The sequence below is a fragment of the Polaromonas sp. genome, assembly GCF_030689685.1.
Taxonomy (GTDB): Bacteria; Pseudomonadota; Gammaproteobacteria; order Burkholderiales; family Burkholderiaceae_C; genus Polaromonas.
Map to the genome: position 1 here is coordinate 1 of NZ_JAUYEY010000098.1, position 25,523 is coordinate 25,523.

The window sequence follows — 25,523 nt, forward strand, 5'->3', positions numbered from 1 at the left end:
TTTCGGTACTCGATGAACGGCTGCGAGGCCGCGATTTCATTGCGGCAGACCAGTTCAGCATGGCCGACATCACCGCCGTGGTGGCGGTGGATTTTGCACGCATCATCAAGGAGCCTGGGCGGCAGAAGGCGTCGAAGCGAAAAGTGGCCCCGGCGAGGACAGTTTTTGCCGGGTTTGCAGCGCCATAGCCGTAGCTATGGGGCAAAAAGCCGGTGAAAAATGGACCGGCGCGGCCGCTTTGCAGCCGACGTTCCTTCTGCCGCCCAGGCTCCAAGGTCAAGCCCGGCGAACAGCACCCGGAATTGGTGCGCTGGCGCGCGGCCATGGCGCAGCGGCCGTCGATGGCGCTTTAAACGCTCCGGGCTGCCCCAAAAACGGAACAGGCGCGCCGGTTCACACGCGCTCGATCACCACGGCAATGCCCTGACCCACGCCTATGCACATGGTGCACAGCGCGTAGCGGCCGCCGGTGCGGTGCAACTGGTTCACTGCAGTGGTGACCAGGCGCGCGCCGGATGCACCCAGCGGGTGGCCCAGCGCAATCGCGCCGCCATTCGGGTTGACGCGGATGTCGTCGTCCTGCAGACCGAGCAGGCGCAGCACGGCCAGGCCTTGTGCGGCAAAAGCTTCGTTGAGCTCAATCACATCCATCTGCGCCAGGCTCAGGCCGGTCAGCGCCAGCACCTTCTCGGTGGCAGGCGCCGGGCCTATGCCCATGATGCGCGGTGGCACACCGGCCGTGGCCATGCCGACGATGCGCGCGCGTGGCGTGAGGCCATTCTGTTTCGCGGCTTCCTCGTTGGCGATCAGCAGGGCGCAGGCGCCGTCGTTGACGCCTGAGGCGTTGCCCGCAGTCACGCTGCCGTCCGGCCGCACCGCACCCTTGAGTTTGGCCAGCGCCTCCATCGAGGTTTCACGCGGGTGCTCGTCCTTGCTCATTACAACGGAGTCGCCCTTTTTCTGGGGGATGGTGACCGGCGTGATCTCGGCGTCGAAGAAGCCGGCCTTTTGCGCGGCCACGGCCTTGAGCTGCGAGGCCAGCGCCATTTTGTCCTGATCTTCGCGGCTGATCTTGTACTCCGCAGCGACGTTTTCCGCCGTCTCTGGCATGGCATCGGTGCCGTATTTTTCTTTCATGAGCCTGTTGACGAAACGCCAGCCGATGGTGGTGTCGTACATCTGGGCGGCGCGGCTGAAGGCGCTTTCGGCCTTGCCCATCACGAAGGGGGCGCGGCTCATGCTTTCCACGCCGCCGGCAATCATCATGCGGGCCTCGCCGGCCTTGATGGCACGTGCGGCCGTGCCGACCGCGTCCATGCCGGAGCCGCACAGGCGGTTAATGGTGGCGCCGGGCAACTCCAGAGGCAAGCCGGCCAGCAGCGTGGCCATATGGGCGACGTTGCGGTTGTCTTCACCGGCCTGGTTGACGCAGCCGTAGATCACGTCGGTCACGGCCAGCCAGTCGACGTTAGCGTTGCGTGCCATCAAGGCCTTGAGCGGCACGGCGGCCAGGTCATCGGTACGTACGCTGCTGAGCGCGCCGCCGTAACGGCCGAAGGGGGTGCGGATGGCGTCGCAGATAAAGGCCTGGTTCATGATGGGTAGCTCCTGAATTGTTCAAAAAAAAGCTTTGGTTGCAATACTGTTCGCGCGGGTCGCTTTGACAATGTTGTGATTGCGGGCCTGACCCGCAATCCATGGATCCCGGATCGCGTTCGGGATGACAAGTCAGGCGGCCACAGGCAGGCCGAGCAGCTTTTCCAGCTCAGCGTGTTCCAGGCCGTCGACCTTGTCGATCAGTCTGAGGCCTTGCGGCGTGCATTGCAGCGTTGCCAAGTCAGAGTAGATGCGCTTGACGCAGCCGACGCCTGTCAGCGGGTAAGTGCAGGTCTTGACCACCTTGCTCTCGCCCTTTTTGGTCAGCAGGTCCATCATGACCCAGGTCTGGCGCGCACCAATGGCCAGGTCCATCGCGCCACCGACGGCCGGAATCGCGCCAGGCTCACCGGTGCTCCAGTTGGCCAGGTCGCCTGTGGCGGAGACCTGAAAGGCGCCCAGCACGCTGATGTCCAGGTGGCCGCCGCGCATCATGCCGAAGCTGTCGGCATGATGAAAAAACGAACCGCCCTTGAGCAGCGTCACCGGCTGCTTGCCGGCATTGATCAGGTCGAAGTCTTCATCCCCTTCGGCGGGCGCGGGACCCATGCCGAGGATGCCGTTTTCGCTGTGCAGCAGCACTTCGCGGGTGGACGGAATGTGGTTGGCCACCAGCGTCGGCATGCCGATGCCGAGGTTGACCACGGCGCCCTCGTGGATGTCCTGGGCCACCCGCGCGGCGAGCTGCTCTTTGCTGCGTTTTTGGTAGGTCACGATCAGGCCGCCTTCTGAAAACCGCCGGCCTGGGTCGCAACGCGGTCAATCTTCACGATCCGATGCACGTAAATACCGGGCGTGATGATGTGCTCAGGGTCCATGTCGCCGAGTTCGACAATTTCATGCACCGTGGCCACGGTGAGTCTGGATGCCGTTGCCATGACTGGACCGAAGTTGCGCGCGGCCTTGCAGTACGTCAGGTTGCCCCAACGGTCACCGCGTTCGGCCTTGATCAGCGCCACGTCGCCATGAATCGGCATCTCCAGCACGTAGCCCTTGCCATTGATCTCGCGCGTTTCCTTGCCCTTGGCTAACTCCGTGCCATATCCGGTCGGCGAGAAAAACGCGCCTATGCCGGCACCCGCAGCGCGTATGCGCTCGGCCAAATTGCCCTGCGGCACCAGCTCCAGTTCCAGCTTGCCGGAGCGGTAGAGCGCATCAAACACATGGCTGTCAGTCTGGCGCGGAAAGCTGCAAATGATTTTTCGCACACGACCGGTCTTGAGCAGCGCGGCCAGCCCGGTGTCGGCATTGCCGGCGTTGTTGTTGACCACCGTCAGGTCTTTCGCGCCCTGCGCGATCAGCCCGTCGATCAGCTCGTTGGGGATGCCGGCCGTGCCAAAGCCGCCTATCAAAACGGTGGCCCCGTCCTGCACGCCGGCCAGCGCCTCGGCCACCGAGCGGGCTATCTTGTTGATCACGAAACTGTCTCCAGCATAAAACGCAAACCTATCACACGATGATATTTGTACTTATTTTCACTCATCGCGCGAATTCTGGATTTGGGTTTGCCTGCCTGTCATCCATGCCGATCTGGAGCTGACCGAGGCGGTCATGGAAGGCCTGGCCACCTGGATGCCCATCGCCTGAAAATTACGCCGACCCGCAAGCAAGCTTGGTGCCTGTTGAATCAGGAACTGGAAGAAAGCCTGGTGTCCATTGCCGCGCCGATTTTTGATCCCGCCGGGCGATGCAGCAGGGCATGTTGCCGACGCTGCTGACGGCCTCACAGGCGGTAACCCGCCTGCCCAGCCTACTGCGCACCTGACGAAGTCACTCCCGACGGGGCGGGTGGCTGCGGCTCTGAACCTGCTTGAGCAGGTTTGGACAGGCACCAGAGGCAAAGCCTCTGGCGAGCGGCGGCCTGCAAAGTGCAGGGCGCAACACGCAGTGGGCGACCCTGCGGGCTACGACTTGCGTGAACCCATCACCAGCACCACAGCGCCCAGAACGACGGCGCCTATGCTCAGCCATTGCGGAAAATTGACCGTCTCTTTTTCTTTCACGACCAGCTCGAGCGGGCCGAGCTTGGCTGTGGATGTGTCTTTGGTGAAGCTGAAGCCACCGGTAAAAAAACCGGCCAGGCCGAGCACGATCAGGACGATGCCCGTGATTTTCATTGCGTTCATGAAGTTCTCCTCGCCGGATGTTGGATGGACCGACGCGCGCTTGCCGGTATCACGCTGCCGTGTCGGTAATCTACGCGACGGCACGCCAGCGGCGCGTAGGACAGAGCCGTTTCACGGTTCCAAGTACCGGAAACACCACAGTCCCAGCGGGAAAACAAGCCGTGCTACGCTTGCCCCATGTTCACGCCTTCGCAACCCGATGTCCGCCGGTTTTTTTGCTCTGTTTATATCAAGACCCGCGCCGGTCAGCCAATGGAAGCTATTGAAATCATAGCAAGCCAGTGGCTGGAAGAGCACCCCGAATACCATGCCGACTTCGTCGACGCAGATGCTGCACTGGCGAAAATCTACCAGGTGGAAGCCGGCAAGACCAACCCTTTTCTGCACCTGTCCATGCACCTGTCGATCAGCGAGCAGTGCTCCATCGACCAGCCGCGCGGCATCCGCCAGGCGGTCGAATTACTGGCCGCCAGGCGCAACTCGCTGCACCACGCCCACCATGAAGCCATGGACTGCCTGGGCCAGATGGTCTGGGAAAGCCAGCGCGCCGGACGGCCACCGGACGGCGCGGCGTACATCGACTGCGTGCAGCGTCACGCCACGCGCGACTGACGCCGCGCACCGCCGCTACAGGGCCCGCAGCAAGACCCCTGCCAGCGTCAGCTGGCTGCCCAGCCCGGCCAAAAACGACATGGTTCGCGGGATGATGGGTAGTCCGCCTATGCCCACGGCATAGTGCGCTGCCCGCGCCACGAAATAGACCTGGCACGCAACGACCGTGCTTGCACTGCCGAGTCCGGCGGCGTTCACGGCCAGCACCAGCGGCGCGAACACCACCAGGTTTTCCACCGCATTGGCATGGGCGCGCTGCGCACGGTCCGCCCAGGCAGCGCGCGGCGGCGGGTCCGGCGGCGGGTACCATCGCCACCCCGGCGGGCCCAGTTCGCGAAACCGGTTGATAACATACGGGATCCAGAGCAGGCCGGTCATCAAGCAGGTGGTGGCCAGCCACAGCAACTCGGCAGAAACAGCAGATTTCATTCAGCACCATCAGGTAGTTGAGAAGCTTGCAAGATAGGGGCATGCGCCCGCCCAGGCAGGCCTGTACTGGAACAAGGAATGGACTTCCATGGAAATGAATCTGAATCCGCCTCCGTTGCCGTTTTTCTCGGGTGTCAGGCCTCAAGTCCTGACGCTTCGAGCAAGCAACATTGAAATGCAGGCCGGCCCCGACAGTACGCAGAGTCGGCCGTTCAAGCTGTTGATGCAGATGTCGGGGCACATGGACATCACCCAGCACGGACGCCATGCCCGTATCGGCGCGGGCCAGTTCACGCTGGTCGATGGCGCCCTGCCGTTCAACCTGTGCATGGAGGAGCCGGGGGAACAGGTCGTCGTCGCGCTGCCGCGCCAGGGGCTGCTGAGCCGGCACGGCGGGCTGCGTCGGCAGACGGCCCGGGTGCACGGCGAACGCCCCGAAGAGGCGCTGTTGGCCGATTTTCTGCAAGCGCTGGCAGCGCGTTCAGCCGCGCTGTCAGAGACTGGCGTTGCCCTGGCCGCAGGCGCAGTCCTGGCGCTGCTGGGGGGCCTGGCGCAGCCCCATCCGTATGACAGCCGCGCGGCGCTGCGCGACCGAGCCTTGGCGCTGATCGATCTTGATATCGCAAACGTCACCGCCGAATCGCTCGCGTCCAGTTTACGGGTGAGCCGCCGCCACCTCGACGGCGCGTTCGCACAAACTGGAAAGACACTCGGTCAGTATCTGTGGGAGCGGAGGTTGACCCTCGCCGCCGAGCGCTTGCGCGACGCCAGCGCATTACCAGTCACTCAAATCGCACACGCTGTGGGCTTCAAGGACAGCTCGCATTTTTCGCGCGCATTTCGCCAGCAATTCGGGCTCACCCCCTCCCGTTGGCGTAGCCCGCGTTGACTGCGGGCGGGGCGTCCGCCGGACGGCGCGGCCTATACCGACTATGTACGGTGCCAGTCCACGCGCGACCGATCACAGGGCAGAAGCTGCACCCTACGCGACCCCAACAAAAAAAGCCGCTGATCAGCGGCTTTTTTTTGTTGGGAGGAGCACCGCTTCAGCGGAACTTCTTCTGCGGAACGACCTTCAGGTCACCTTCCACGGACGCCAGGTAATTGGCCATTTGCTTGAGCTCTGCGTTGGTGTACTGCTTGATCATCGCCCCCATGATGGCGTTGCTGCGACCGACTTTGGGATTGTTTTCGACCTTGTAGGCCTTCAGCGCCACAAACAGGTAGTCGGCGTGCTGGCCACCGAGCTTGGGGTAGCTCGGGTCAATCGGTTTGCTGAAATCGGCGCCGTGGCAAGACGCGCAATTGGCTTTGGCCAGCAGGGCGGCGACGGCGGGGCTCGGCGTTTTGGCGGTCCGGGCCGCTGGCGCAGCAGCGGTCACGCCGTGCTGCTCGTAAAAGGCGGACAGATCGGCAATATCCTGATCGTTGAGCGATTCTGCGATGCCGCGCATGGTCGGGTGCTTGCGTTCACCCTTCTTGTAAGCCTGCAAGGCGGCAGCAATGTATTTGCCGCTCTGGCCCGAAATCATCGGCACCTTGTACACCTCGGGGAAACTGGCCTGATAACCCTGGATGCCGTGGCAACCGATACACATGGCGGTTTTGGCTTCGCCGGCTTTGACATCGCCCTTGATGTCCTGGGAATGGGCCGCAGCGGTCGCAAGTGAGACAGCAAGAGCGAATAGCGTGGTGAACAGCTTAGTCATTTTTCGCGCACAATTCAGGTGAGGATTCGTTATATCAACAGTCGGCGATTATATCTGGGCCTGCCGGGCTGGCGCCCGCCCCAGCCGAATCCACGCACATTCACCCTTCTCCCCCTTCTCCCCCTTCACCGCTGCTGTCCACCATGAAATTCCAAGGCTCCAAAAACTACGTTGCGACCCAGGACCTGATGCTTGCCGTCAATGCCTCCGCCACCCTGAAAAAGCCGCTGCTGGTCAAGGGCGAGCCCGGCACCGGCAAGACCATGCTGGCCGAGGAAGTGGCCGAAGCCTTGAGCCTGCCGCTGTTGCAATGGCACATCAAGTCCACCACCAAGGCGCAGCAAGGCCTGTATGAATATGACGCGGTGTCCCGCCTGCGCGACTCGCAGCTCGGCGACGAAAAGGTCAAGGACATCCACAACTACATCATCAAGGGCGTGCTCTGGGAGGCGTTCACGGCCGATGAGCCGGTCGCCCTGCTGATTGATGAAATCGACAAGGCCGACATCGAATTTCCGAACGACTTGCTGCGCGAAATCGACCGCATGGAGTTCTACTGCTACGAAACGCGCGAACTGATCAAGGCCAAGCATCGACCGCTGGTGTTCATCACCTCGAACAACGAAAAAGAACTGCCCGACGCCTTTTTGCGCCGCTGCTTCTTCCACTACATCAAGTTTCCCGACGCTGACACCATGAAGCTGATCGTGGACGTGCATTTTCCGGGCCTCAAGAAAGAGCTGCTGGCTGCGGCCATGAAGACTTTCTACGACGTGCGCAACCTGCCCGGCCTGAAAAAGAAACCGTCCACCTCTGAATTGCTGGACTGGCTCAAGCTGCTGGTGGCCGAAGACATTCCGCTCGAAGCGCTGCAAAGCAAGGAAGACAAGGTGGCCGTGCCGCCGCTGGTCGGCGCGCTGCTCAAGAACGAACAAGACGTGACTCTGTTTGAAAAACTGGTGTTCATGCAACGCCACAACCGGTAAAAAAGATGGCCGCTGACACCCGCAAACTCCTGCTAGAAGGCCTGTCTGACGCGGTCGGCTTTGTCGGCGGCGCTCTACTCGGCTTTTGGATCGGACGCCTGGCCGGCCTGGATATTTTTGCCGCCGGCTACGGCAACGCCGCCATCGGTGGCATTGTGCTGGTCGGCCTGGGTGGTGGCCTCGGCCTTCAGGTCGCGCGGCGCTGGCGTCGTGCGCAGGCAAAAAAACAGAGCGACGACCAATGAGTTTTGTGCAGCCCGTCACCCTGTCCGGCTGCGGCGTCGAGCTGGTGCCACTGGCGCTGGAACACGAAGCCGGCCTGCGCGCCGCCGCCGCCGATGGCGAGTTATGGAAGCTGCGCATCACCTCGGTGCCCGAGCCAGACCAGACCCAGGCCTATATTGAAGACGCATTGAACGCCCGCGAAGCCGGCCACCGCTTTGCCTTTGCCGTGCGCGATGCCACTACCGGCACGGTGCTGGGCAGCAGCAGTTACCACGACATCCTGTCGGCTGTGAAACGCGTCGAGATTGGCTACACCTGGTACGCCGCGCGTTGCCATCGCACCCACATCAACACCACCTGCAAGCTGCTGATGCTGACCCATGCATTTGAAACCCTGGGCTGCAACGTGGTCGGCTGGCGCACCGATAATTTCAACCATGCCTCACAGCGCGCCATCGAGCGCCTGGGCGCCAGAAAAGACGGCGTGATCCGCGGCCACGCGCTGCGCCGCGATGGCACGATTCGCGACACGGTAATGTACAGCCTGCGTTCGGGGGAATGGCCGGAAGTAAAGGCACAGCTTCTCTACATGTTGGACAAGCCGAGGGCCTGATACAGCGCCGAGCGAAGCGGAAAGCCTTCAGCACGCTTTCGATTAATGGTTTGATAATCATCGTTAGCCAATAAAAGTCCACAGGAGTTATCCAATGAACACCCTTTTGAAAGAAATTGAGGTCTTAGGTGTCCACGAAAAACTGCAACTCGTGGAAGACTTGTGGGACAGCATTGACAGTGAACTCATGCCTCCCATGAGTGATGCCCTGAAGGCGGAATTGGATCGCCGTGCAGCGTGGGCAGATGCACACCCTGGTTCCGGGACTTCGCTGCAAGAGATCGCGTCGTCCCTGGGTGTCCGTTTGTGAACTTTTCGGTCGTATTCGAAGCCAGCGCCAGAGATGACTTGCTTGCAGCCTTCCATTGGTACGAGGCCAGGCAGTCTGGGCTCGGTGAAGAGTTCTTGCGTAGCGTTGCGGCGGTAGAAGAAGCACTGGCCAGAAATCCCGAGCGCTACCCCGTGGCCAATGCCCCCTATCGCAGTGCCAAACTGCGAAAATTCCCTTACGGCTTGCACTACCGAATTGTCGGGGACAAAATTTCCATTCTTTCCTGTTTGCATTTTCGCCAAAGCCCCGAGCGCTGGCCAGGAAGTTAACCATGCTGATCGACTTCTTCTACACCCTGCGTTCGGCCAAGCTGCCGGTTTCCGTCAAGGAATACCTAATGCTGCTCGAAGCCCTGCAGGCCGGCGTGGTCGGGCCCAACAGCGGCAAGGGGGAAGACGGCGAGATCGGCGAGGGCGCGTACAAAATCGACGACTTCTACTACCTGAGCCGCACCGTGTTGGTGAAGGACGAAAAGCACTACGACAAGTTCGACCGCGCCTTTGCGGCCTACTTCAAGGGTGTGGAGATGATGGCCGACTTCACCAAGGACATTCCGCTGGAGTGGCTGCGGAAAAACCTGGAGCTCGAGCTCAGCCCGGAAGAAAAGGCCAAGATCGAGAAGCTGGGCTGGGACGAACTGATGGAGACGCTGAAGAAGCGTTTTGAAGAACAGAAAGAGCGCCACGAAGGCGGCAGCAAATGGATAGGCACCGGCGGCACCTCGCCCTTTGGCGCCAACGGTTTCAACCCCCAGGGCATACGCATAGGGCAGGAAAAAAGCCGCAACAAAAGCGCGGTGAAGGTGTGGGACCAGCGCGCCTACAAAGACTACGACGACACCCAGGAGCTCGGCACGCGCAACATCAAGGTGGCGCTGCGGCGGCTGCGCAAGTTTGCGCGCCAGGGCAACGTCGAAGAGCTGGACCTCGACGACACCATCCGCTCCACCGCAGCCAACGCCGGCTGGCTCGACATCAAGATGGTGCCGGAGCGCCACAACAATGTGAAGGTGCTGCTGCTGATGGACGTGGGTGGCACCATGGACGAACACATCGCGCGCGTCGAAGAGCTGTTCTCGGCCACCAAAACCGAGTTTAAACACATCGAGTTTTATTACTTCCACAACTGCGTCTATGACTTCATGTGGAAGAACAACCGGCGCCGCTTCAGCGAGAAGTTTGCGACCTGGGACATCATCCGCAAGTACAACAAAGACTACAAGCTGATCTTTGTCGGTGACGCGACCATGAGCCCTTACGAAATATTACAACCGGGCGGCAGCGTCGAATACAACAATGAGGAAGCTGGTGCCGAGTGGATGCAGCGGCTGACCAACGCCTTCCCGAAATTCGTCTGGATCAACCCCGAGCCGCAGGGCGTCTGGCAGTACCGGCAAAGCATCAGCGTGATTCAGCAACTGGTGAACCAGCGCATGTACCCCCTGACCATCAAAGGCCTTGAAGAGGCGATGCGTTTGCTGTCCAAGTAAACTGGAAATGTGACCCATTTCCGTTCCTGCCTCGCCCGGAGGGCGGCGAGGAATTTACCGGCCGCCGCCGTCGCCCTCCTGCTGGCCTGCACCGCTGCAGCGCAAGCGGTAGCGCCCGCCGCACCCTCCGCTCCGTCCGACAGCGCTGTGCCCCCGCCTTCGGCCACCCAACCGGCCCCCAACACCCAGACCAGCGTGCCGACCCCGCCGCCGGCCAGCGTGCCGACCCCGGACACGCCTGCGGGCGCGATCGGTCCCACCCAGGCCCGGCCCGAGGTCACCGCCTTCGACATCGAGGTCAAGGCCCCGCCCGAGGTGCGCACCCTGCTGGAGCGGCATCTCGAGCTGCAGCGCTACCGCGCCGTGACCGACCTCGACGATGCCGAGCTGGCGCGCCTGGTGGTGCTGGCCGAGCGCAATGTGCGCAACCTGGTCGGCACGCTGGGTTATTTCAGCCCCACCATCCGCATCACCCGTGAAGGCGCCGCGTCGCAGCGGCCCAACATCGTGGTAGCGGTGGACCCTGGCGATCTGACCCGCACCCGCGCGGTGGCCATAGCTTTTTCAGGCGACATTGCACAGTCCCCGGATGCCGATGCGCTGACCCAGCGTGAAGGCATACGGCGCAACTGGCGGCTGCCGCCAGGTCAGCGCTTCACCCAGGACAGCTGGGACGGCGCCAAGACGCAGGCGCTGCGCGAGCTGGTAGCGCGCCGCTATCCGGCCGGCCGGCTCGAAACCAGCCTGGCCGACATCGACGCCCCGGCCGCCAGCGCCGACCTGTCATTGACGCTGGACTCGGGCCCGCTGTACCGCCTGGGGCCCATGCAGGTCAGCGGCATCCAGCGTTACGACCCGCAACTGGTACCGCGTCTGGCCCGGCTTGATGCAGGCTCGGTGTATGACCAGAACCGCCTGCTTGAAGCACAGCAGCGCCTGGCGTCCAGCGGCCACTTCGATTCAGCAACCATCCTGATCGACCCCGACAGCGATCCGCAGGCCGCGCCGGTGCAGGTCACGGTGCGCGAGGCACCGCTGCAAAAAGTCATTCTGGGCGTGGGCATCACCACCGACAGCGGCCCACGCGCGTCGGTCGAACACACGCACCACCGCGTGCCCGGCATCGGCTGGCGTGCCGTGACCAAGCTGCAGCTCGAACGCAAGTCGCCTTTCGCACAAACCGAATGGACGGACATTCCCGATAACGACGGCTGGCGCAGGGGCTTTCTGGGCCGTGCCGAACGTCTGGACGATAACGAGCTGGTCACGCGGGCACAGCGCCTGCGTTTCGGCAGGTCGCAGGCCGGTGACCGCATTGACCGCAACGTCTACCTGCAATACGACCGGGCAAGTGTGCAGTCGCTGCCGGGTCGCAGCATATCGGCCAGCAACAGCGGTGACGGCTCGGCCATCAGCGGAAACTATGTCTGGACCGGCCGCTATTTCGACAGCCTGCCTTTCCCGAGCCGGGGGTATGGCCTGGGCGCCGAGCTGGGCGGTGGCTTCACGCTGGGCACTGATCGCAAGCCTTTTCTGCGCAGTGCCGCGCGCTGGCTGGGTGTCCAATCCCTCACACGCGGACGCATTGCAATGCGTGCCGAAGCCGCCGCCGTACTGGCAGCCGACTCGGCGCGCATTCCCGGCACTCTGCTGTTTCGCACCGGCGGCGACAGCACGGTGCGCGGCTACGGCTACCGCGACATCGGCATCCTGCGCGCCAACGGCGTGACCGGGCCGGGCCGCTACATGGCGGTCGGCAGCATGGAGTGGCAACGCCCCATGCTCAAGAACGGCCTGCCCACCGAGTGGGAAAACACGTTTTTCATCGATGCCGGTTCCGTGGCCGAGCGGCCGCAAGACCTCAAGCCCAAAGTCGGCATCGGCACTGGCGTGCGCTGGCGCAGCCCCATCGGTCCGCTGCAAATTGACCTGGCTTACGGGGTGCAGCCGAAAAAATTCCGGTTGCACATGAGTGTGGGATTCGTTTTCTGATGGCAACGCCCGCCCCTTCACCCGAAACGCCCGCTGCCGCCAGGCCGCGCCGCCGCTGGCCGAAAGCGCTCGCCGCATCGGTCCTGGCTTTGCTGCTGGTGCTGCTGATGGCCTTCGGCAGCGTGTGGTGGTGGTCCGGCACCGAAGGTTCGCTGGCGACCGCGCTGCGCTGGGCGACACGGACGCAGCCGGTCACGGCCGAGGGTGTGTCGGGCTCACTGCGCTCGGGCGGCCAGGTGAAAACGTTGTCACTGCAACAGGACGGCCTGCAGGTGATTGCGACCGAGGTGGTGCTCGCCTGGGACCCGCTCTCGCTGCTCAAGGGCAGCCTCAAGCTCGACCGCCTGACGGCCGCCCAGATTCGCATCGATGACCAGCGCGCCGCCGCGCCGCGTGCGGCCGGTCCACCCACATCGCTGGCCCTGCCCTTTCGCATCACGCTCGATGGGTTTTCTGTGGGTCAGCTGGTGTGGGTCGGCTCGCCGTCTTTCGAAGCCAGCGCGCTGGCCGGCACTTACGCCTTTGACGGCACGCATCACCGGCTGGATCTGAGCGGTGCGCGTGTGGCGACCGGCACGTATTCAGGCCGTGTCAGCCTGCTGGCCACCGGCGAACTGAACCTCGACGCCGTCCTCAAAGGCGTGCTGGACACTGCCATGCCCGGCAGCAGCACACGCCTGCCGCTGTCCTTCAACGCCAGCGCACAGGGACCGCTCAGAGAACTCAATGCACAGGCCGAGCTGCAGCTCAGCACGCCCTCCCCGCGCGCCGCCGCCACGCCGCAGGCCAGCGCCACCGCCCGCATCGCGCCCTGGGCTGCGCAGCCGCTGCCGCAGGCCGACGCCAGCTTCCGCGCACTCGACCTGGCCAGCCTCTGGCCGGCAGCACCGCAGACCGGGCTCAGCGGCACCCTGAGTGTGCGACCCGTTGCCACAAAGGCGAACGCCTGGCAACTGCAAACTACCGTCAACAACAGCTTGCCCGGTCCGTGGGACCAGCAGCGCCTACCACTGGACAGCCTGCAGGCGCAGGGGGAATGGCGCGACGGCGTGGCTATGGTGCGCAGCCTGCAAGCCCGGCTCGGCGGCGGAGAAATCACGGCCAACGGTCAGTGGTCGGAGGCGGCGCCTTCCGCACCTGCTTCGGCCAGCACGCAAGATTGGCAGGCACAGGCCCTCCTGAAAAACATCAACCCCGCTGCCCTGCACACGCAGTTGGCCGCCTTGCCCGTGGACGGCCGTGCGAACCTCTCCGGCCAGACCGGCGCTATCAACTTCGACGCCAGCCTCAAAGCCAGCGGAGCGAAGGCTGCTGAGACTCGCAGCAGCAACACCAGCCCCCTCGGCAGCCTGCGCCTGCGCGATGCCACCGCCACAGGCCGCTGGTCCGGCGACACGCTAAACCTCACGCAGTTGCAGGTGCGCAGTGACGACGCCACCCTGACCGGCGCCGTCGAGCTGCAGCCTGCAGCGCGCAGCGGCAAGGGCCGCTTGAGCTTGACGGCGCCTGGGCTGGACGCACAAGTCAACGGTGAGCTGCGCGAAGCCCGTGGCGGCGGTGAACTGAGCCTGCGCGGCCGCGATGCGGGTCAGGCCTTGCGCTGGCTGCAGCGCCTGCCCGGCATGCCTGCCGCAGCCCGCACGGCCTCGGCCAGCGGGCGCGCCGACCTGCAGCTCGCCTGGCAAGGTGGCTGGCGCGACCCGGTCGTACAGGCGCAACTCGACGTCCCCTCGCTGGACTGGATGGCCGCGCCGCCCGCGCGCAGCGGCACGGCAGCGGCGCCCGCGCAGCCGCTCAAGTTGCGCGCGGTCCAGGCCAGCCTGTCCGGCCGGCTCAGCCAGGCCGATCTCAAGGCCCAAGGGCGCATCGAACAGGGTCAGCGCCGCTACAGCCTGCAAACCACGGCCAGTGGTGGACGTATCGGCCTTGCCAAGGCAAGCTTGGTGGCCTCGGGCTGGCAGGCCGTGCTGCAGCAACTGAACCTGTCGGTCGAGGACCCGGCACTGGGCGCAGGCGCCTGGCGCCTGGCCAGCCGCAGACCTGTGCCGCTGAAGTGGACGCCAACATCCAAAGGCGGCGCACTGGAAACCGGCGCGGGTCAAGCCGTGCTCAGCGCGCCCGTGCGCGATGCATCCGGTGCCACAGCCAGAGCCCCATCACAAGCCGTGCTGGCCTGGCAGCCGATCAAATACGGTGGAGGCCAGTTGCTCACCGCCGGCACACTGACCGGCCTGCCTTTGGCCTGGATCGAACTGCTCGCCGGGCCGCAACTGACCGGTGCCGGGCTGGCCGGCAACCTGCTGTTCGACGGCCGCTGGGATGCGGCGCTGGGTGGCACCCTGCGCCTGAAGGCCAGCCTGGCGCGCAGCAGCGGCGACATCTCGGTGCAGGCCGACACCGCGCAGGGCCCCGCCACGCGCGTCGCGGCCGGTGTCAAGGAAGCACGACTGACCCTGGACAGCAACGGTGAAACATTGACGATGGCCCTGCGCTGGGACAGTGAACGCGCCGGCACGGCCGAAGGCCAGCTCGCAACGCGGCTGGTGCGCAGCGCCGCCACCGACTGGGCCTGGCCCGAGGACGCGCCGCTGAATGGCCAGTTGCGCGCGCAACTGCCGCGCATTGGCGTCTGGTCGGTGCTGGCGCCGCCGGGCTGGCGGCTGCGTGGCTCGCTGGGCGCCAATGTGGCTATCAGCGGCAACCGCGCCGCGCCGCAACTGGCCGGCACGCTGCAGGCCGATGACCTGGCGCTGCGCTCGGTGGTCGACGGCATCGAGTTCGGCAATGGCCGGCTGCGCGCCACGCTGGACGGCACCCGCATGCGCATCAGCGAGTTCATCCTGCAGGGCGCCGGTGACAAGGGCGCAGGCGGCGTGCTGCGTGCCCAGGGCGAGGCCGGCTGGGTGGACGGCAAGCCGCAGGTGCTGCTGAACGCCAAACTCGAACGCCTGCGCACCGACCGGCAGATCACGCTGTCGGGTGACATCCAGGCCCGACTTGAAGGCAAGGCCGCCGCCTTCAACGGCGCGCTGCGCGTGGACCAGGCCAGCATCCTGCTGCCCGACGAAAGTACGCCGCAGCTCGGTGACGATGTGATCGTGCGCGGCAGCAGCGGCGGCGCGGCGGCCGGTAAAAAAGCGCCCGCCGAAACCAGCAGCACGACCAGTGCCAACGAGAAAAACGACCGCTCGCTGAAACTCACCGTGCAACTCGATCTGGGCGACAACCTGCGCATCCAGGGCAAAGGCCTGGACACGCGTGTGCGCGGCACGCTGGCGCTGAACGCCGAAGCGATAGACGCAGTGCGCCTGACCGGCACCGTCAGCACCGTCGGTGGCCAGTACCGCGCCTACGGCCAGCGGCTGGATGTCGAGCAGGGCTTGCTGCGTTTCACCGGCGCCGTCGACAACCCGACGCTGGACATCCTGGCGATACGGCCCAACCTCACTCAGCGCGTCGGTGTGCAGATCACCGGCACCGCGCTGCTGCCGCGCGTGCGCCTGTACGCGCAGCCCGAGCTGCCCGATGCAGAAAAACTGTCCTGGCTGGTGGTGGGCCGGGCCTCGGCCAGCGGCGGCGCCGAAGCCGCGCTGCTGCAGCAGGCGGCGATTGCGCTGCTGGGCAGCAAAACCGGCCAGTCGGCCGGACTGGCCGCCTCGCTGGGGCTGGACGAGTTGTCCTTCCGCGGCTCCGAAACCCTGGCCAACGGCAGCACCAGCCAGGGCGCGGTGACCCTGGGCAAACGTTTCTCGCGCAATTTTTATGCGGCCTATGAACGCAGCCTCTCGGGTGCGCTGGGCACGCTGTTTGTGTTTTACGACCTGTCGCAGCGCTTCACCATCCGCGCCCAGGCGGGCGAGCAAAGTGCGGTGGACCTGATCTATACCCTGCCCTTCGACTAGGGCGGCGGCGGGAGATGTGTTTGAAATGGTGCCCTTGGCAGGAATCGGACCTGCGACCTATCCCTTAGGAGGGGATCGCTCTATCCACTGAGCTACAAAGGCAGGCCTGTAGTTTAACAAGGCGGCTGTGGTGGCCCTATCGTCAAGTCCAGCGCCTCAAATTGCTACTGTTTTGATAGCTGCTAACGCACGACAGATATGGGCTGGAGGCCGAAAAGGCTTAAAAATTTGCCGTGTGGCACGAGCAAACGAATGCAGGCACCTTCCCTTACCCCTCATGTCGATAAAACCCAAAAAAATCGACACATCCCGCTGATCTGTCGATTCGGCGAACATACATGCCGCCTGTCCCAGGCTGCGGCGCCGTCACCGGTCCCCCTACACTCGCAGCATGGCAAATCCCTCTCTTTCTTCCTTCATCTGGTCCGTCGCCGACCTGCTGCGTGGCGACTACAAACAGTCCGAATACGGCAAGGTCATTCTCCCTTTCACGGTGCTGCGCCGCCTGGACTGCGTGCTCGAATCCACCAAGGAAGCGGTGCTGGCCGAAAAAGCCAAGCGCGAAAAAGCCAACTTGAACCCCGAGCCCTTTCTGCTCAAGAAGTCAGGCCAGTTTTTCTACAACACCTCGCCGCTGGACCTGAAAAAGCTCATGGGCGACCAGGACCACATCGGTGAAAACCTGCGTGCCTACATGCAGGGCTTCTCGCCCGCCGTGCGCGACACCTTTTGAGAGCTTCGAGTTTCATACGCAGATCGACAAGCTCGCCAAGTCCGGCCTGCTTTACATGGTGACCGAGAAGTTCTGCACCATCGACCTGCACCCTGACGTGGTCAGCAACGCCGAGATGGGGGCGGTGTTCGAGGAGCTGATCCGCAAGTTTGCCGAGTTGTCGAACGAAACCGCTGGTGAACACTTCACCCCGCGCGAGGTGATCCGCCTGATGGTCAACCTGCTCTTCATCGAAGACGACCAGGCCCTGACAAAACCCGGCGTGGTGCGCTCGCTGTACGACCCGACAGCCGGCACCGGCGGCATGCTCAGCGTCGCCGACGAGCAGCTCACCAGCCTGAACCCCAAGGCGCGGCTGGTCATGTACGGCCAGGAGCTGAACCCCGAGTCTTACGCGATCTGCAAAGCCGACATGCTGATCAAGGGCCAGGACATTGCCAACATCATCTTTGGCAACACGCTGTCCAACGACGGGCTACCGGGCAAACACTTCGACTACGCCCTGTCCAACCCGCCCTTCGGCGTGGAGTGGAAAAAGATTGAAAAAGACATCCGCAAGGAAGCCGAGCAGCAGGGTTACAACGGCCGCTTCGGCCCCGGCCTGCCGAGAGTCAGCGACGGCTCGCTGCTGTTTTTGCTGCGCCTGATCGCCAAGATGCGCCCGGCGGTCGATGGCGGCAGCCGCTTCGGCATTGTGCTTAATGGCTCACCGCTCTTCACCGGCGGCGCCGGCAGCGGCGAAAGCGAAATTCGCCGCTACGTGCTGGAAAACGATTTGGTCGAGGCCATCATCGCCCTGCCCACCGACATGTTCTACAACACCGGCATCAGCACCTATGTGTGGATCGTCAGCAACCGCAAGCCGGCCGCGCGCAAGGGCAAGCTGCAGTTGATCGACGCCAGCGGCTTCTGGCAGAAGATGCGCAAAACCTTGGGCAGCAAACGCAAGGAGCTCAGCCCCGCGCACATCGACGAGATCACCCGCCTGTTCGGCAACTTCGAGGAGCTGACGCGTGACGGCGTGCCCATCAGCCGCATCTTTGCAAACGAAGCTTTTGGCTACCGCACCATCACCGTCGAGCGGCCCGAGCGCGACGCGGCGGGCAAGATTGTGCTGGGCAGCAAAGGCAAGGCCAAGGGCAAGCCGCTGGCTGACAGCAGCCTGCGCGACACCGAAAACGTGCCCCTCAGTGAAGGCATCAAAAGCTACTTCAAACGCGAGGTGCTGCCGCATGCACCCGATGCCTGGATTGACGACGAGAAAACCAAAACCGGCTACGAGATCCCCTTCAACCGCCACTTCTACGTCTTCAAGCCGCCGCGCCCGCTGGCCGAGATTGACGCCGAACTCAAGGGCGTGACGGACCGCATTTTGGCCATGATTGGTGGGCTGACGGCGTAAGTGCCGTAGCGGGGGGATTATTGATCTTTTCCAAATACACGACAGTGAATTGGATTCCTTCCACCCTCGCCCCTTGGGAGAGGGTCGGGGTGAGGGATTGAGCGTTCTGACTGTCATGAGTTCTGAAACGCTCAATAGATTTGCCAAGAATTCGTTTATAGACGAAAATTGCCGTGTACAAAATTGAACACTACCTCACCATAGAGGATAGCCGGGACATTTACGTCGATTGGTTGGAAAAACTGAAAGACATCACCGCCAAAATTGCCGTCATCAGGCGCGTGGCCAGAATCGAGTCGGGAAATTTTGGTGACCACAAGTTTTGTCGGGATGGTGTCTCCGAATTGCGTATCGATGTGGGTGTCGGCTATCGGGTGTATTACGCAACGGCTGGCAAGCAGCTCGTGTTGTTGTTATGCGGCGGTGACAAGCGAACGCAAGACGCAGACATTGATCGCGCTTGCAGCTATTGGAAACACTGGAAAAAGGAGAACGGGCAATGAATGACAGACCGCATGACGAAGCCATGATCGAGTTGTATCGCAAAGACCCGGAATTTGCGCGGCAGGTGATCAACAGCATTCTTGAAGACGAGAACGGTGACCAGGGCGAACTCCTGGTCATTTTGCGGCAGATGGCCGGTGCCTTTGGTGGCGTGCAAGCCATCGCCGCGCAGGCCCATCTGAACCCCACGCAGATCTACCGCACCCTGTCGCCCGAAGGCAACCCAGCCCTGAGCAGCTTCTCGGCCATTCTGAAAGCCATGGGGCTGCGGCTCGCTGTATTGCCCATGAACGCACCGTCAACACATGCGTAATTCGCTGACCTGCATATGAGTTTTGCGCGTTATCCGAGTTACAAGGACAGTGGCGTGGAGTGGTTGGGGGAGGTGCCGGGGCATTGGGAGATTGACCGGCTCAAACGCTCCACTGTCAGCGCCAAAAACGGTATTTGGGGCGATGAGGCCCAGCAGGATGAAAACGATATTCCGTGTGTCCGCGTGGCCGATTTCGACAGGCAAGGGCTGCGAGTGGAACTTAGCGAGCCCACCATCCGAAACGTCGTCCAAAAGGAGCGAGTAGGTCGAGTCTTGCAACGGGGCGACCTGTTACTCGAGAAATCTGGCGGTGGCGAAGGGCAGCCCGTTGGTTGTGTCGTTCTCTACGACGACCCGCGCCCAGCAGTCTGCTCAAATTTTGTGGCGCGTGTGCAAACAGCGCCGAGCATGGATTCATCATTTTGGCGGTATGTGCATGCCGCTGCATATTCTGTGCGACTTAACACACGGTCGATCAAACAAACATCCGGCATTCAGAACCTCGATGCCTCGCAATATATTGACGAGCGCGCGGGGTTCCCTCCCCTGTCCGAGCAAACCCAAATCGCAGCCTTCCTGGACCGCGAAACTACAAAGATTGACTCGCTGGTGGCCGAGCAGCGGCGCCTGATGGCACTGCTGAAAGAAAACCGCCAGGCCGTCATCTCCCACGCCGTCACCCAGGGCTTGAACCCCGACGCCCCCATGAAGCCGTCCGGCAACAAGTGGCTGGGGGATGTGCCGGCGCATTGGGAAGTTTGTTCGATAAGACGAATCGTTACAGCCATCGAACAAGGCTGGAGCCCCGAATGCTTTTCGCGCCCTGCCGAAGATGAGGAATGGGGCGTCTTGAAAGCGGGGTGCGTAAATCGCGGCATCTACGATCAAAACGACAACAAAGCCCTGCCTGCGGAGTTAGCGCCAATGCCTGAATACGAAGTTCAAATTGGGGACGTTCTCATGTCTCGCGCCAGCGGCTCGCCAGAACTGGTTGGCTCCACCGCCTTGGTCACATCGACGCGAAAGAAGTTGATGCTCTCGGACAAGATATTCCGGCTGCGCTTTGAACGCCGAATGGAGCCGAAGTTTTTTGTTGCGGCGCTGAACTCAAGGCCGTTGCGAAGCCAGATCGAGCAGGCACTGAGTGGCGGCAACGGGTTGGCGAACAACTTGCCCCAAGCCAGCTTGCGCGGATTCTTTCTGGCCGTTCCCCCAAAGCTGGAGCAGCAAGAAGTTTGCGATTACCTCGAATCTGAATCCTCCAAACTCGACACCCTCACCGCAGAAGCCCAACGCGCCATAGCCCTGCTGCAGGAACGCCGCACCGCCCTGATCTCCGCCGCCGTCACCGGGCAGATTGACGTGCGGGGTACCGCGCAGTCGCTATGAATTTGGTAGCTGCTTACGCATGTTCCACGGGGGCTTGAGCCCCTTTTCGTGCTCAATTGCCGCTACCGTCCCATTGGATTAGAATAACCCACGTGCTGACCATCGCCGAGTTGCCCGAATTCATCCGCAGCGCCGATAAATTACTGCCTGAAAGCGAACGGCAAGACATCATTCGTTATTTGGCGGATCACCCCAAAACAGGTGATCTGATGGAGGGTACTGGCGGGGTACGCAAACTCCGCTGGGGGCGTGGCGGCCAGGGTAAGAGCGGCGGCGTTCGTGTCATTTACTACTTTCACGATGACGCAATGCCTCTGTACTTGTTAACACTGTTCGCGAAAGGCGACCAAGCCAATCTGTCCAAAGCACAGCGCAACGAGTTGGCAGGCTTGGTCAAGCTATTGGTTCAGATCTGGAAAAGGAAACCATCATGAGCACAGGATTCGACAGCATTAAACGCGGTTTGCTGGAGGCGATTGAACACGCCGAAGGCAAAGCACCCCAAACCCGCGTGCACCGCCCGCGCCCAATCGACGTCAAAGCGCTGCGCACCAAAGTCAGCATGACACAGGAGCAGTTTGCCGCCCGCTTTGGCTTTTCGACCGCCACGCTGCGCCATTGGGAACGCGGCGACCGCTCGCCACACGGCCCGGCACTGGTGCTGCTCAACGTGATTGATCACAACCCGAATGCGGTGATTGAGGCGCTTGCATAGGCGTAGCAGCATGTCAACACGCACCTTCAACGACACACGGGTGGAAATGGGTTCTCGCAATGTGTTTGCCGACCTGGGCTTGCCCGATGCCGACAAGCTCAAGATCAAATCCGGCCTGGTGATTGAAATCACCAAGGCCATGCGCCGCCTGAACCTGACCCAGAAAGCCGCCGCTGAGCGCATGGGTATTCCCCAGCCCAAGGTGTCAGCCATGCTGCGCGGTGACTTTACCAACCTGTCTGAACGCAAGCTCATGGACTGCCTGAACCGCCTCGGCTATGACATTGAAATCAAGGTGCGGCCCACGGCCGAACCCGTGGGGCATTTGATGCTGGCGTTTGTTTGACGAGCCGCTTTCCTGGATCACGCTGGTGCTGCTGATTCAAGACGGGCAGATCATTCCGGTGAATATGAGCGGCCATGAAGCGGTGTATTGACTTGCAAAAGCACCGAATGTAGCTAAACTGTACAACTTGGGTAGTTTTTAAGGAGCCCCCACCATGATCACCGTCACCTCTGTGGAAGCCCAAAACCGTTTTGGCCAGCTGCTCGATACCGTGCAGCGCGAGCCAGTCACCATCACCCGCCATGGGCGCACGGTGGCCTTGATGGTGCGGCCTGAAGACCTGCAGGCATACCAGCAAGGACAGAGCACCGGACAAGAAGCCGTGAAACAGGCGGGCCTAAAAGCCATCGCGGCGTTTCGGGGAGCCGGGTCACAAGGGTCGGTGACCCAGTTGCTGCAAGACCGGGAGGCGGACCGCCTGACGGAGTTGCGCAAAGAGCAATCGACACCCGCTGCGCGTGACCCGCTTGCATGAGCCGCTACCTGTTGGACACCTCGGCCTTGTTGGCGCTGCATTACAACGAGCCGGGGAGCGAGCGCGTGGCAGACGTGCTGACTCAAGCGCTGGAAACGAGCAGCGGAGGAGTGGAAGTTTTCGGCTGTTTTATGTCGCTCATGGAGGTCTTCTACCGTGTGTGGAAAAACGAAGGCGAGGCCGCCGGCCGCCAGGCTTATGCGGCCTGCCAGGCCCTGCCCATCGCGTGGGTGCATGAAAATCAGGCGCTTCTGGAGCTGGCCGCCAGTTTGAAGGCGCGTTACCCCATGTCGCTTGGCGACGCATGGATCGCCGCTACCGCCCTGCAGTGCAAGGCGGTGTTGCTGCACAAAGACCCCGAGTTTGAACCGGTGGCAGAACTCGAGCACGAAGCGTTGCCGTACAAGTAGGACTGAAATGAACCTGCACAAAGAAATCAGCTTCGAGCTTGAGATTTGCCAGCACCTGGCCGCCCACGGCTGGCTGTATGCCGAAGGTGATGCAGCAGGCTACGATCGGGCCCGCGCCCTGTTCCCTGCCGACGTGCTGGCCTGGGTGCAGGCCACGCAGCCCAGGGCCTGGGACACGCTGGTCAAGAACCACGGCAGCAAGGCGGAAGAAACGCTGCTGGCGCGCCTGCGCGACCAGCTTGACCAGCGCGGCACGCTGGACGTGCTGCGCCACGGCGTGGAATTGCTGGGGCTGAAAGCGCCGCTGAGCCTGGCGCAGTTCAAACCAGCGCTGGCCATCAACCCCGACATCCTGGCGCGCCATGCGGCCAACCGGCTGCGCGTGGTGCGGCAGGTGCGCTACTCGCTGCACAACGAAAACAACATTGACCTGGTGCTGTTTCTCAACGGCCTGCCGGTCGCGACGGTGGAATTGAAGACCAACTTCACCCAGAGCATTGGCGACGCCATTGACCAGTACCGCTTTGACCGCCACCCGCGCCCCAAGGGCCAGGCGGCCGAGCCGCTGCTGTCTTTTCCCAACGGTGCGCTGGTGCACTTTGCGGTCAGCAACAGCGAGGTGGCGATGGTGACCCAGTTGAACGGGCCGGCCACGGAGTTTTTGCCTTTCAATTTGGGCAACGAAGGCGCTGCCGGAAATCCGCCCTCACCCCTGACCCCTCTCCCGGGGGGAGAGGGAAAATTCAAGGGTGGCCACCGCACCGCCTACCTGTGGGAGCAGGTGTGGGCGCGCGAAAGCTGGCTGGAGATTCTGGGTCGCTATCTGATCGCCCAGCGCGACAGCAAAAAGCAGATCGAGAAAATCATCTTCCCGCGCTACCACCAGCTCGACGTGACGCGCAAGCTGCAGGCGGCGGTGGCACAGGACGGGCCGGGCGGCAAGTACCTGATTCAACACTCGGCAGGCTCGGGCAAGACCAACTCGATTGCCTGGACCGCGCATTTTCTGGCGGAGTTGCATGACGCGCAGCACAACAAGGTGTTTGACACCGTGCTGGTGGTGTCGGACCGCAACGTGATCGACGCGCAACTGCAGGAGGCGCTGTTTGACTTTCAGCGCACCAGCGGCGTGGTGGCCACCATCAACAACTCCGAGGGCAGCAAAAGCAGCAAGCTGGCCGAGGCCCTGTCGGGCGACAAAAAAATTGTGGTCTGCACCATCCAGACCTTTCCGTTTGCGCTGGAAGAAGTGCGCAAGCTCGCGGCCACGCAAGGCAAACGTTTTGCAGTGATTGCCGACGAGGCGCACAGCTCGCAGACCGGCGAGGCCGCCGCCCAGCTCAAGGCGGTGCTGTCGCCCGATGAACTCGCGGAGCTGAACGACGGCGGCGAAGTCAGCACCGAAGACATTCTGGCGGCGCAAATGACAACGCGCGCCGAAGAAGGCGGCATCACCTTTGTGGCCTTCACGGCCACCCCCAAGAACAAGACCCTGGAGCTGTTTGGCACCCGGCCCGACCCGGCGCGCAAGCCGGCACCGGACAATGTGCCTGCGCCTTTTCATGTGTATACGATGCGGCAGGCGATTGAGGAGAAGTTCATCCTCGACGTGTTGCAGAACTACACACCCTACAGCCTGGCCTTCAAGCTGGCCCATGACGGCAAGGAGATGGACGACAAGGCAGTGGAACGCAGCGCCGCCATGAAGGGCATCATGGGCTGGGTGCGGCTGCACCCCTACAACATCGCGCAGAAGGTCGAGATTGTGGTGGAGCACTTCCGCGAATTCGTCTCGCCGCTGCTGCAAGGCAAGGCCAAAGCCATGGTGGTGGTCGGGAGCCGGCTGGAAGCGGTGCGCTGGCAATTGGCGGTGGAACGCTACATCAAGGAACACGGCTATACCATAGGCACGCTGGTGGCGTTTTCCGGAGAGGTGAACGACAAGACCTCCGGGCCGGACAGCTTTACCGAAAACAGCGCGGCGCTGAACCCCGGGCTGAAGGGCCGCGACATCCGCGAAGCCTTCAAGGGCCTGGAGTATCAACTGCTGCTGGTGGCCAACAAGTTCCAGACCGGGTTTGACCAGCCGCTGCTGTGCGGCATGTATGTGGACAAACGCCTGGCCGGCATCCAGGCGGTGCAGACCCTGAGCCGTCTGAACCGCGCCCACCCCGGCAAAAACACCACCTATGTGCTGGACTTCGTGAACGATCCGGCCGAAGTGCTGGCGTCTTTCAAGACCGACCACACCACGGCAGAACTGTCGGCCACCACCGACCCGCACCTGGTCTTCAACCTGCGCGCCAAGCTGGACGGCGCCGGCCACTACGATGACTTCGAGGTGGAACGTGTGGTTGCGGTGGAGTTAAATCCCAATGCGAAGCAGAGCGAACTGATTTACGCGCTGGAGCCGGTGCTGGACCGCCTTTTGAAACGCTACAAGGCCGCGCAGGAAGCCCTGAAGCTGGCGAAGGACAAAGATGACGCCAAAGCCACCAAGACCGCGCAGGAAGAACTGGACGCGCTGGTCCTGTTCAAGGGCGACATGGGTGCTTACATCCGCCTGTACACCTTTCTGTCCCAGATCTTTGACTACGGCAACACCGCCGTCGAAAAGCGCGCCATCTTTTTCAAGCGCCTGCTGCCGCTGCTGGAGTTCGGCCGGGAGCGCGAAGGCATCGATTTGTCCAAGGTGGTGCTGACGCACCATCACCTGAAAGACAAGGGCAAGCGGACGCTGCAGTTGAGCGAAGGCGAGGCGATACCACTGGCGCCCATCACCGAGGCCGGCAGCGGCATGGTGCAGGAGCAGCAGAAGGTGTACATGGCCGAGCTGATCGAGAAGCTCAATGAGCTGTTCGGCAACGAAACCACCGACAACGACCAGCTCAGTTACGTCAACGGCACCATCTTCGGCAAGGTGGTCGAATCCGGCACGCTCCGGCAGCAGGCGGCCAGCAACACCAAGGAGCAGTTCGCCAACTCACCGGACCTAAAAACCGAGCTGCAGAACGCCATCATGGAGTCTTATTCCATTTCCACAACATTAGTGCAATAATATCCTCCATCATACTTGATGGAGAAAGTCATGGCACGTCCAGTTACCGGGGATGATGAGACGATCGAAATTGCGCAAATAGCGATCTCGCAAGCCACAACGATGGAT

The 25,523-nt window shown here is 62.4% G+C and carries 27 protein-coding genes, 1 tRNA gene and 1 pseudogene; 22 read left to right on the top strand and 7 right to left on the bottom strand.

Features of this window, described 5'->3' with window-relative positions:
• Positions 1-188: glutathione S-transferase C-terminal domain-containing protein (locus Q8O29_RS19720; protein WP_305565908.1), on the top strand; the 188-nt coding region annotated here is incomplete at its 5' end.
• A gap of 205 nt (positions 189-393) precedes the next feature.
• Here the strand turns inward: Q8O29_RS19720 and pcaF are convergent.
• The 3 genes from pcaF to Q8O29_RS19740 all read right to left on the bottom strand — a co-directional run bounded on the left by pcaF (position 394) and on the right by Q8O29_RS19740 (position 3,074).
• Positions 394-1,596: a 3-oxoadipyl-CoA thiolase gene (pcaF, locus tag Q8O29_RS19730; RefSeq protein WP_305565909.1), complete on the bottom strand. Its 1,203-nt coding sequence runs from the start codon at positions 1,594-1,596 to the stop codon at positions 394-396.
• A 132-nt stretch (positions 1,597-1,728) separates the two neighbouring features.
• On the bottom strand, positions 1,729-2,370 hold the full coding sequence (locus tag Q8O29_RS19735; RefSeq protein WP_305565910.1) for a 3-oxoacid CoA-transferase subunit B: 642 nt from the start codon (positions 2,368-2,370) through the stop codon (positions 1,729-1,731).
• 2 nt (positions 2,371-2,372) lie between these two features.
• Positions 2,373-3,074, bottom strand: coding sequence for a 3-oxoacid CoA-transferase subunit A (locus tag Q8O29_RS19740; protein WP_305565912.1), 702 nt, complete (start codon positions 3,072-3,074; stop codon positions 2,373-2,375).
• Positions 3,075-3,161: 87 nt separating this feature from the next.
• On the opposite strand from Q8O29_RS19740, the gene Q8O29_RS20415 reads away from it, so the two are divergent.
• Positions 3,162-3,374 carry an IclR family transcriptional regulator C-terminal domain-containing protein gene (locus Q8O29_RS20415; RefSeq protein ID WP_371134290.1) on the top strand — a complete coding sequence of 71 codons (213 nt, stop codon included), beginning with the start codon at positions 3,162-3,164 and terminating at the stop codon, positions 3,372-3,374.
• A gap of 186 nt (positions 3,375-3,560) precedes the next feature.
• Here the strand turns inward: Q8O29_RS20415 and Q8O29_RS19750 are convergent, their stop codons facing one another.
• Positions 3,561-3,782 (bottom strand): hypothetical protein, encoded by a 222-nt coding sequence (locus Q8O29_RS19750; RefSeq protein WP_305565914.1) that lies wholly within the window; start codon positions 3,780-3,782, stop codon positions 3,561-3,563.
• Between the two features lie 177 nt (positions 3,783-3,959).
• Here Q8O29_RS19750 and Q8O29_RS19755 point away from each other — a divergent pair, with 177 nt between their 5' ends.
• Positions 3,960-4,394 carry a DUF1841 family protein gene (locus Q8O29_RS19755; protein WP_305565916.1) on the top strand — a complete coding sequence of 145 codons (435 nt, stop codon included), beginning with the start codon at positions 3,960-3,962 and terminating at the stop codon, positions 4,392-4,394.
• Between the two features lie 15 nt (positions 4,395-4,409).
• Here the strand turns inward: Q8O29_RS19755 and Q8O29_RS19760 are convergent, their stop codons facing one another.
• Positions 4,410-4,823: an MAPEG family protein gene (locus tag Q8O29_RS19760; protein ID WP_305565917.1), complete on the bottom strand. Its 414-nt coding sequence runs from the start codon at positions 4,821-4,823 to the stop codon at positions 4,410-4,412.
• A gap of 88 nt (positions 4,824-4,911) precedes the next feature.
• On the opposite strand from Q8O29_RS19760, the gene Q8O29_RS19765 reads away from it, so the two are divergent.
• Positions 4,912-5,712 (top strand): helix-turn-helix domain-containing protein, encoded by an 801-nt coding sequence (locus tag Q8O29_RS19765; RefSeq protein WP_305565918.1) that lies wholly within the window; start codon positions 4,912-4,914, stop codon positions 5,710-5,712.
• A 157-nt stretch (positions 5,713-5,869) separates the two neighbouring features.
• On the opposite strand, the gene Q8O29_RS19770 is transcribed toward Q8O29_RS19765, so the two are convergent.
• Positions 5,870-6,532: a cytochrome c gene (locus Q8O29_RS19770; protein ID WP_305565920.1), complete on the bottom strand. Its 663-nt coding sequence runs from the start codon at positions 6,530-6,532 to the stop codon at positions 5,870-5,872.
• A 143-nt stretch (positions 6,533-6,675) separates the two neighbouring features.
• Here Q8O29_RS19770 and Q8O29_RS19775 point away from each other — a divergent pair, with 143 nt between their 5' ends.
• The 8 genes from Q8O29_RS19775 (at position 6,676) to Q8O29_RS19810 (ending at position 16,070) form a co-directional block, all read left to right on the top strand.
• A complete protein-coding gene (locus Q8O29_RS19775; protein WP_305565921.1) occupies positions 6,676-7,518 on the top strand; it encodes a MoxR family ATPase in 843 nt (280 codons plus the stop codon).
• 5 nt (positions 7,519-7,523) lie between these two features.
• A complete protein-coding gene (locus tag Q8O29_RS19780; RefSeq protein ID WP_305565922.1) occupies positions 7,524-7,763 on the top strand; it encodes a hypothetical protein in 240 nt (79 codons plus the stop codon).
• Positions 7,760-8,356, top strand: coding sequence for a GNAT family N-acetyltransferase (locus tag Q8O29_RS19785; protein WP_305565923.1), 597 nt, complete (start codon positions 7,760-7,762; stop codon positions 8,354-8,356). The genes Q8O29_RS19780 and Q8O29_RS19785 overlap by 4 nt, the downstream gene beginning before the upstream one ends.
• Before the next feature lie 94 nt (positions 8,357-8,450).
• A complete protein-coding gene (locus tag Q8O29_RS19790; RefSeq protein WP_305565925.1) occupies positions 8,451-8,666 on the top strand; it encodes an addiction module protein in 216 nt (71 codons plus the stop codon).
• A complete protein-coding gene (locus tag Q8O29_RS19795; RefSeq protein WP_305565926.1) occupies positions 8,663-8,956 on the top strand; it encodes a type II toxin-antitoxin system RelE/ParE family toxin in 294 nt (97 codons plus the stop codon). Before Q8O29_RS19790 ends, Q8O29_RS19795 begins: the two co-directional genes overlap by 4 nt.
• A 2-nt stretch (positions 8,957-8,958) precedes the next feature.
• Positions 8,959-10,176 carry a VWA domain-containing protein gene (locus tag Q8O29_RS19800; protein ID WP_305565927.1) on the top strand — a complete coding sequence of 406 codons (1,218 nt, stop codon included), beginning with the start codon at positions 8,959-8,961 and terminating at the stop codon, positions 10,174-10,176.
• Positions 10,177-10,185: 9 nt separating this feature from the next.
• Positions 10,186-12,168, top strand: coding sequence for an autotransporter assembly complex family protein (locus tag Q8O29_RS19805; protein WP_305565928.1), 1,983 nt, complete (start codon positions 10,186-10,188; stop codon positions 12,166-12,168).
• The gene (locus tag Q8O29_RS19810) at positions 12,168-16,070 is read left to right on the top strand and encodes a translocation/assembly module TamB domain-containing protein (RefSeq protein WP_305565929.1); all 3,903 of its coding nucleotides are present in this window, start codon (positions 12,168-12,170) and stop codon (positions 16,068-16,070) included. Before Q8O29_RS19805 ends, Q8O29_RS19810 begins: the two co-directional genes overlap by 1 nt.
• Before the next feature lie 26 nt (positions 16,071-16,096).
• Here the strand turns inward: Q8O29_RS19810 and Q8O29_RS19815 are convergent.
• A tRNA-Arg gene (locus tag Q8O29_RS19815) sits at positions 16,097-16,172 on the bottom strand.
• A 289-nt stretch (positions 16,173-16,461) separates the two neighbouring features.
• Between Q8O29_RS19815 and Q8O29_RS19820 the strand changes: the two are divergent.
• The 10 genes and pseudogenes from Q8O29_RS19820 (at position 16,462) to Q8O29_RS19865 (ending at position 25,415) form a co-directional block, all read left to right on the top strand.
• A pseudogene (locus Q8O29_RS19820) lies at positions 16,462-18,205 on the top strand (N-6 DNA methylase).
• Positions 18,206-18,372: 167 nt separating this feature from the next.
• Complete coding sequence (locus Q8O29_RS19825) at positions 18,373-18,708, top strand: type II toxin-antitoxin system RelE/ParE family toxin (RefSeq protein ID WP_305565942.1); 336 nt, start codon at positions 18,373-18,375, stop codon at positions 18,706-18,708.
• Complete coding sequence (locus Q8O29_RS19830) at positions 18,705-19,022, top strand: DNA-binding protein (protein ID WP_305565931.1); 318 nt, start codon at positions 18,705-18,707, stop codon at positions 19,020-19,022. The genes Q8O29_RS19825 and Q8O29_RS19830 overlap by 4 nt, the downstream gene beginning before the upstream one ends.
• Positions 19,023-19,037: 15 nt before the next feature.
• Positions 19,038-20,411 carry a hypothetical protein gene (locus Q8O29_RS19835; RefSeq protein WP_305565933.1) on the top strand — a complete coding sequence of 458 codons (1,374 nt, stop codon included), beginning with the start codon at positions 19,038-19,040 and terminating at the stop codon, positions 20,409-20,411.
• Positions 20,412-20,503: 92 nt separating this feature from the next.
• Positions 20,504-20,845 carry a type II toxin-antitoxin system RelE/ParE family toxin gene (locus Q8O29_RS19840; RefSeq protein WP_305565934.1) on the top strand — a complete coding sequence of 114 codons (342 nt, stop codon included), beginning with the start codon at positions 20,504-20,506 and terminating at the stop codon, positions 20,843-20,845.
• On the top strand, positions 20,842-21,126 hold the full coding sequence (locus Q8O29_RS19845; RefSeq protein ID WP_305565935.1) for a DNA-binding transcriptional regulator: 285 nt from the start codon (positions 20,842-20,844) through the stop codon (positions 21,124-21,126). The genes Q8O29_RS19840 and Q8O29_RS19845 overlap by 4 nt, the downstream gene beginning before the upstream one ends.
• Positions 21,127-21,136: 10 nt before the next feature.
• Positions 21,137-21,472: a helix-turn-helix domain-containing protein gene (locus Q8O29_RS19850; protein ID WP_305565937.1), complete on the top strand. Its 336-nt coding sequence runs from the start codon at positions 21,137-21,139 to the stop codon at positions 21,470-21,472.
• Positions 21,473-21,626: 154 nt separating this feature from the next.
• On the top strand, positions 21,627-21,947 hold the full coding sequence (locus Q8O29_RS19855; RefSeq protein ID WP_305565938.1) for a type II toxin-antitoxin system Phd/YefM family antitoxin: 321 nt from the start codon (positions 21,627-21,629) through the stop codon (positions 21,945-21,947).
• Positions 21,944-22,357, top strand: coding sequence for a PIN domain-containing protein (locus tag Q8O29_RS19860; RefSeq protein ID WP_305565939.1), 414 nt, complete (start codon positions 21,944-21,946; stop codon positions 22,355-22,357). Before Q8O29_RS19855 ends, Q8O29_RS19860 begins: the two co-directional genes overlap by 4 nt.
• A 7-nt stretch (positions 22,358-22,364) precedes the next feature.
• The gene (locus tag Q8O29_RS19865) at positions 22,365-25,415 is read left to right on the top strand and encodes a type I restriction endonuclease subunit R (protein WP_305565940.1); all 3,051 of its coding nucleotides are present in this window, start codon (positions 22,365-22,367) and stop codon (positions 25,413-25,415) included.
• The last annotated feature ends 108 nt before the right edge of the window (positions 25,416-25,523 follow it).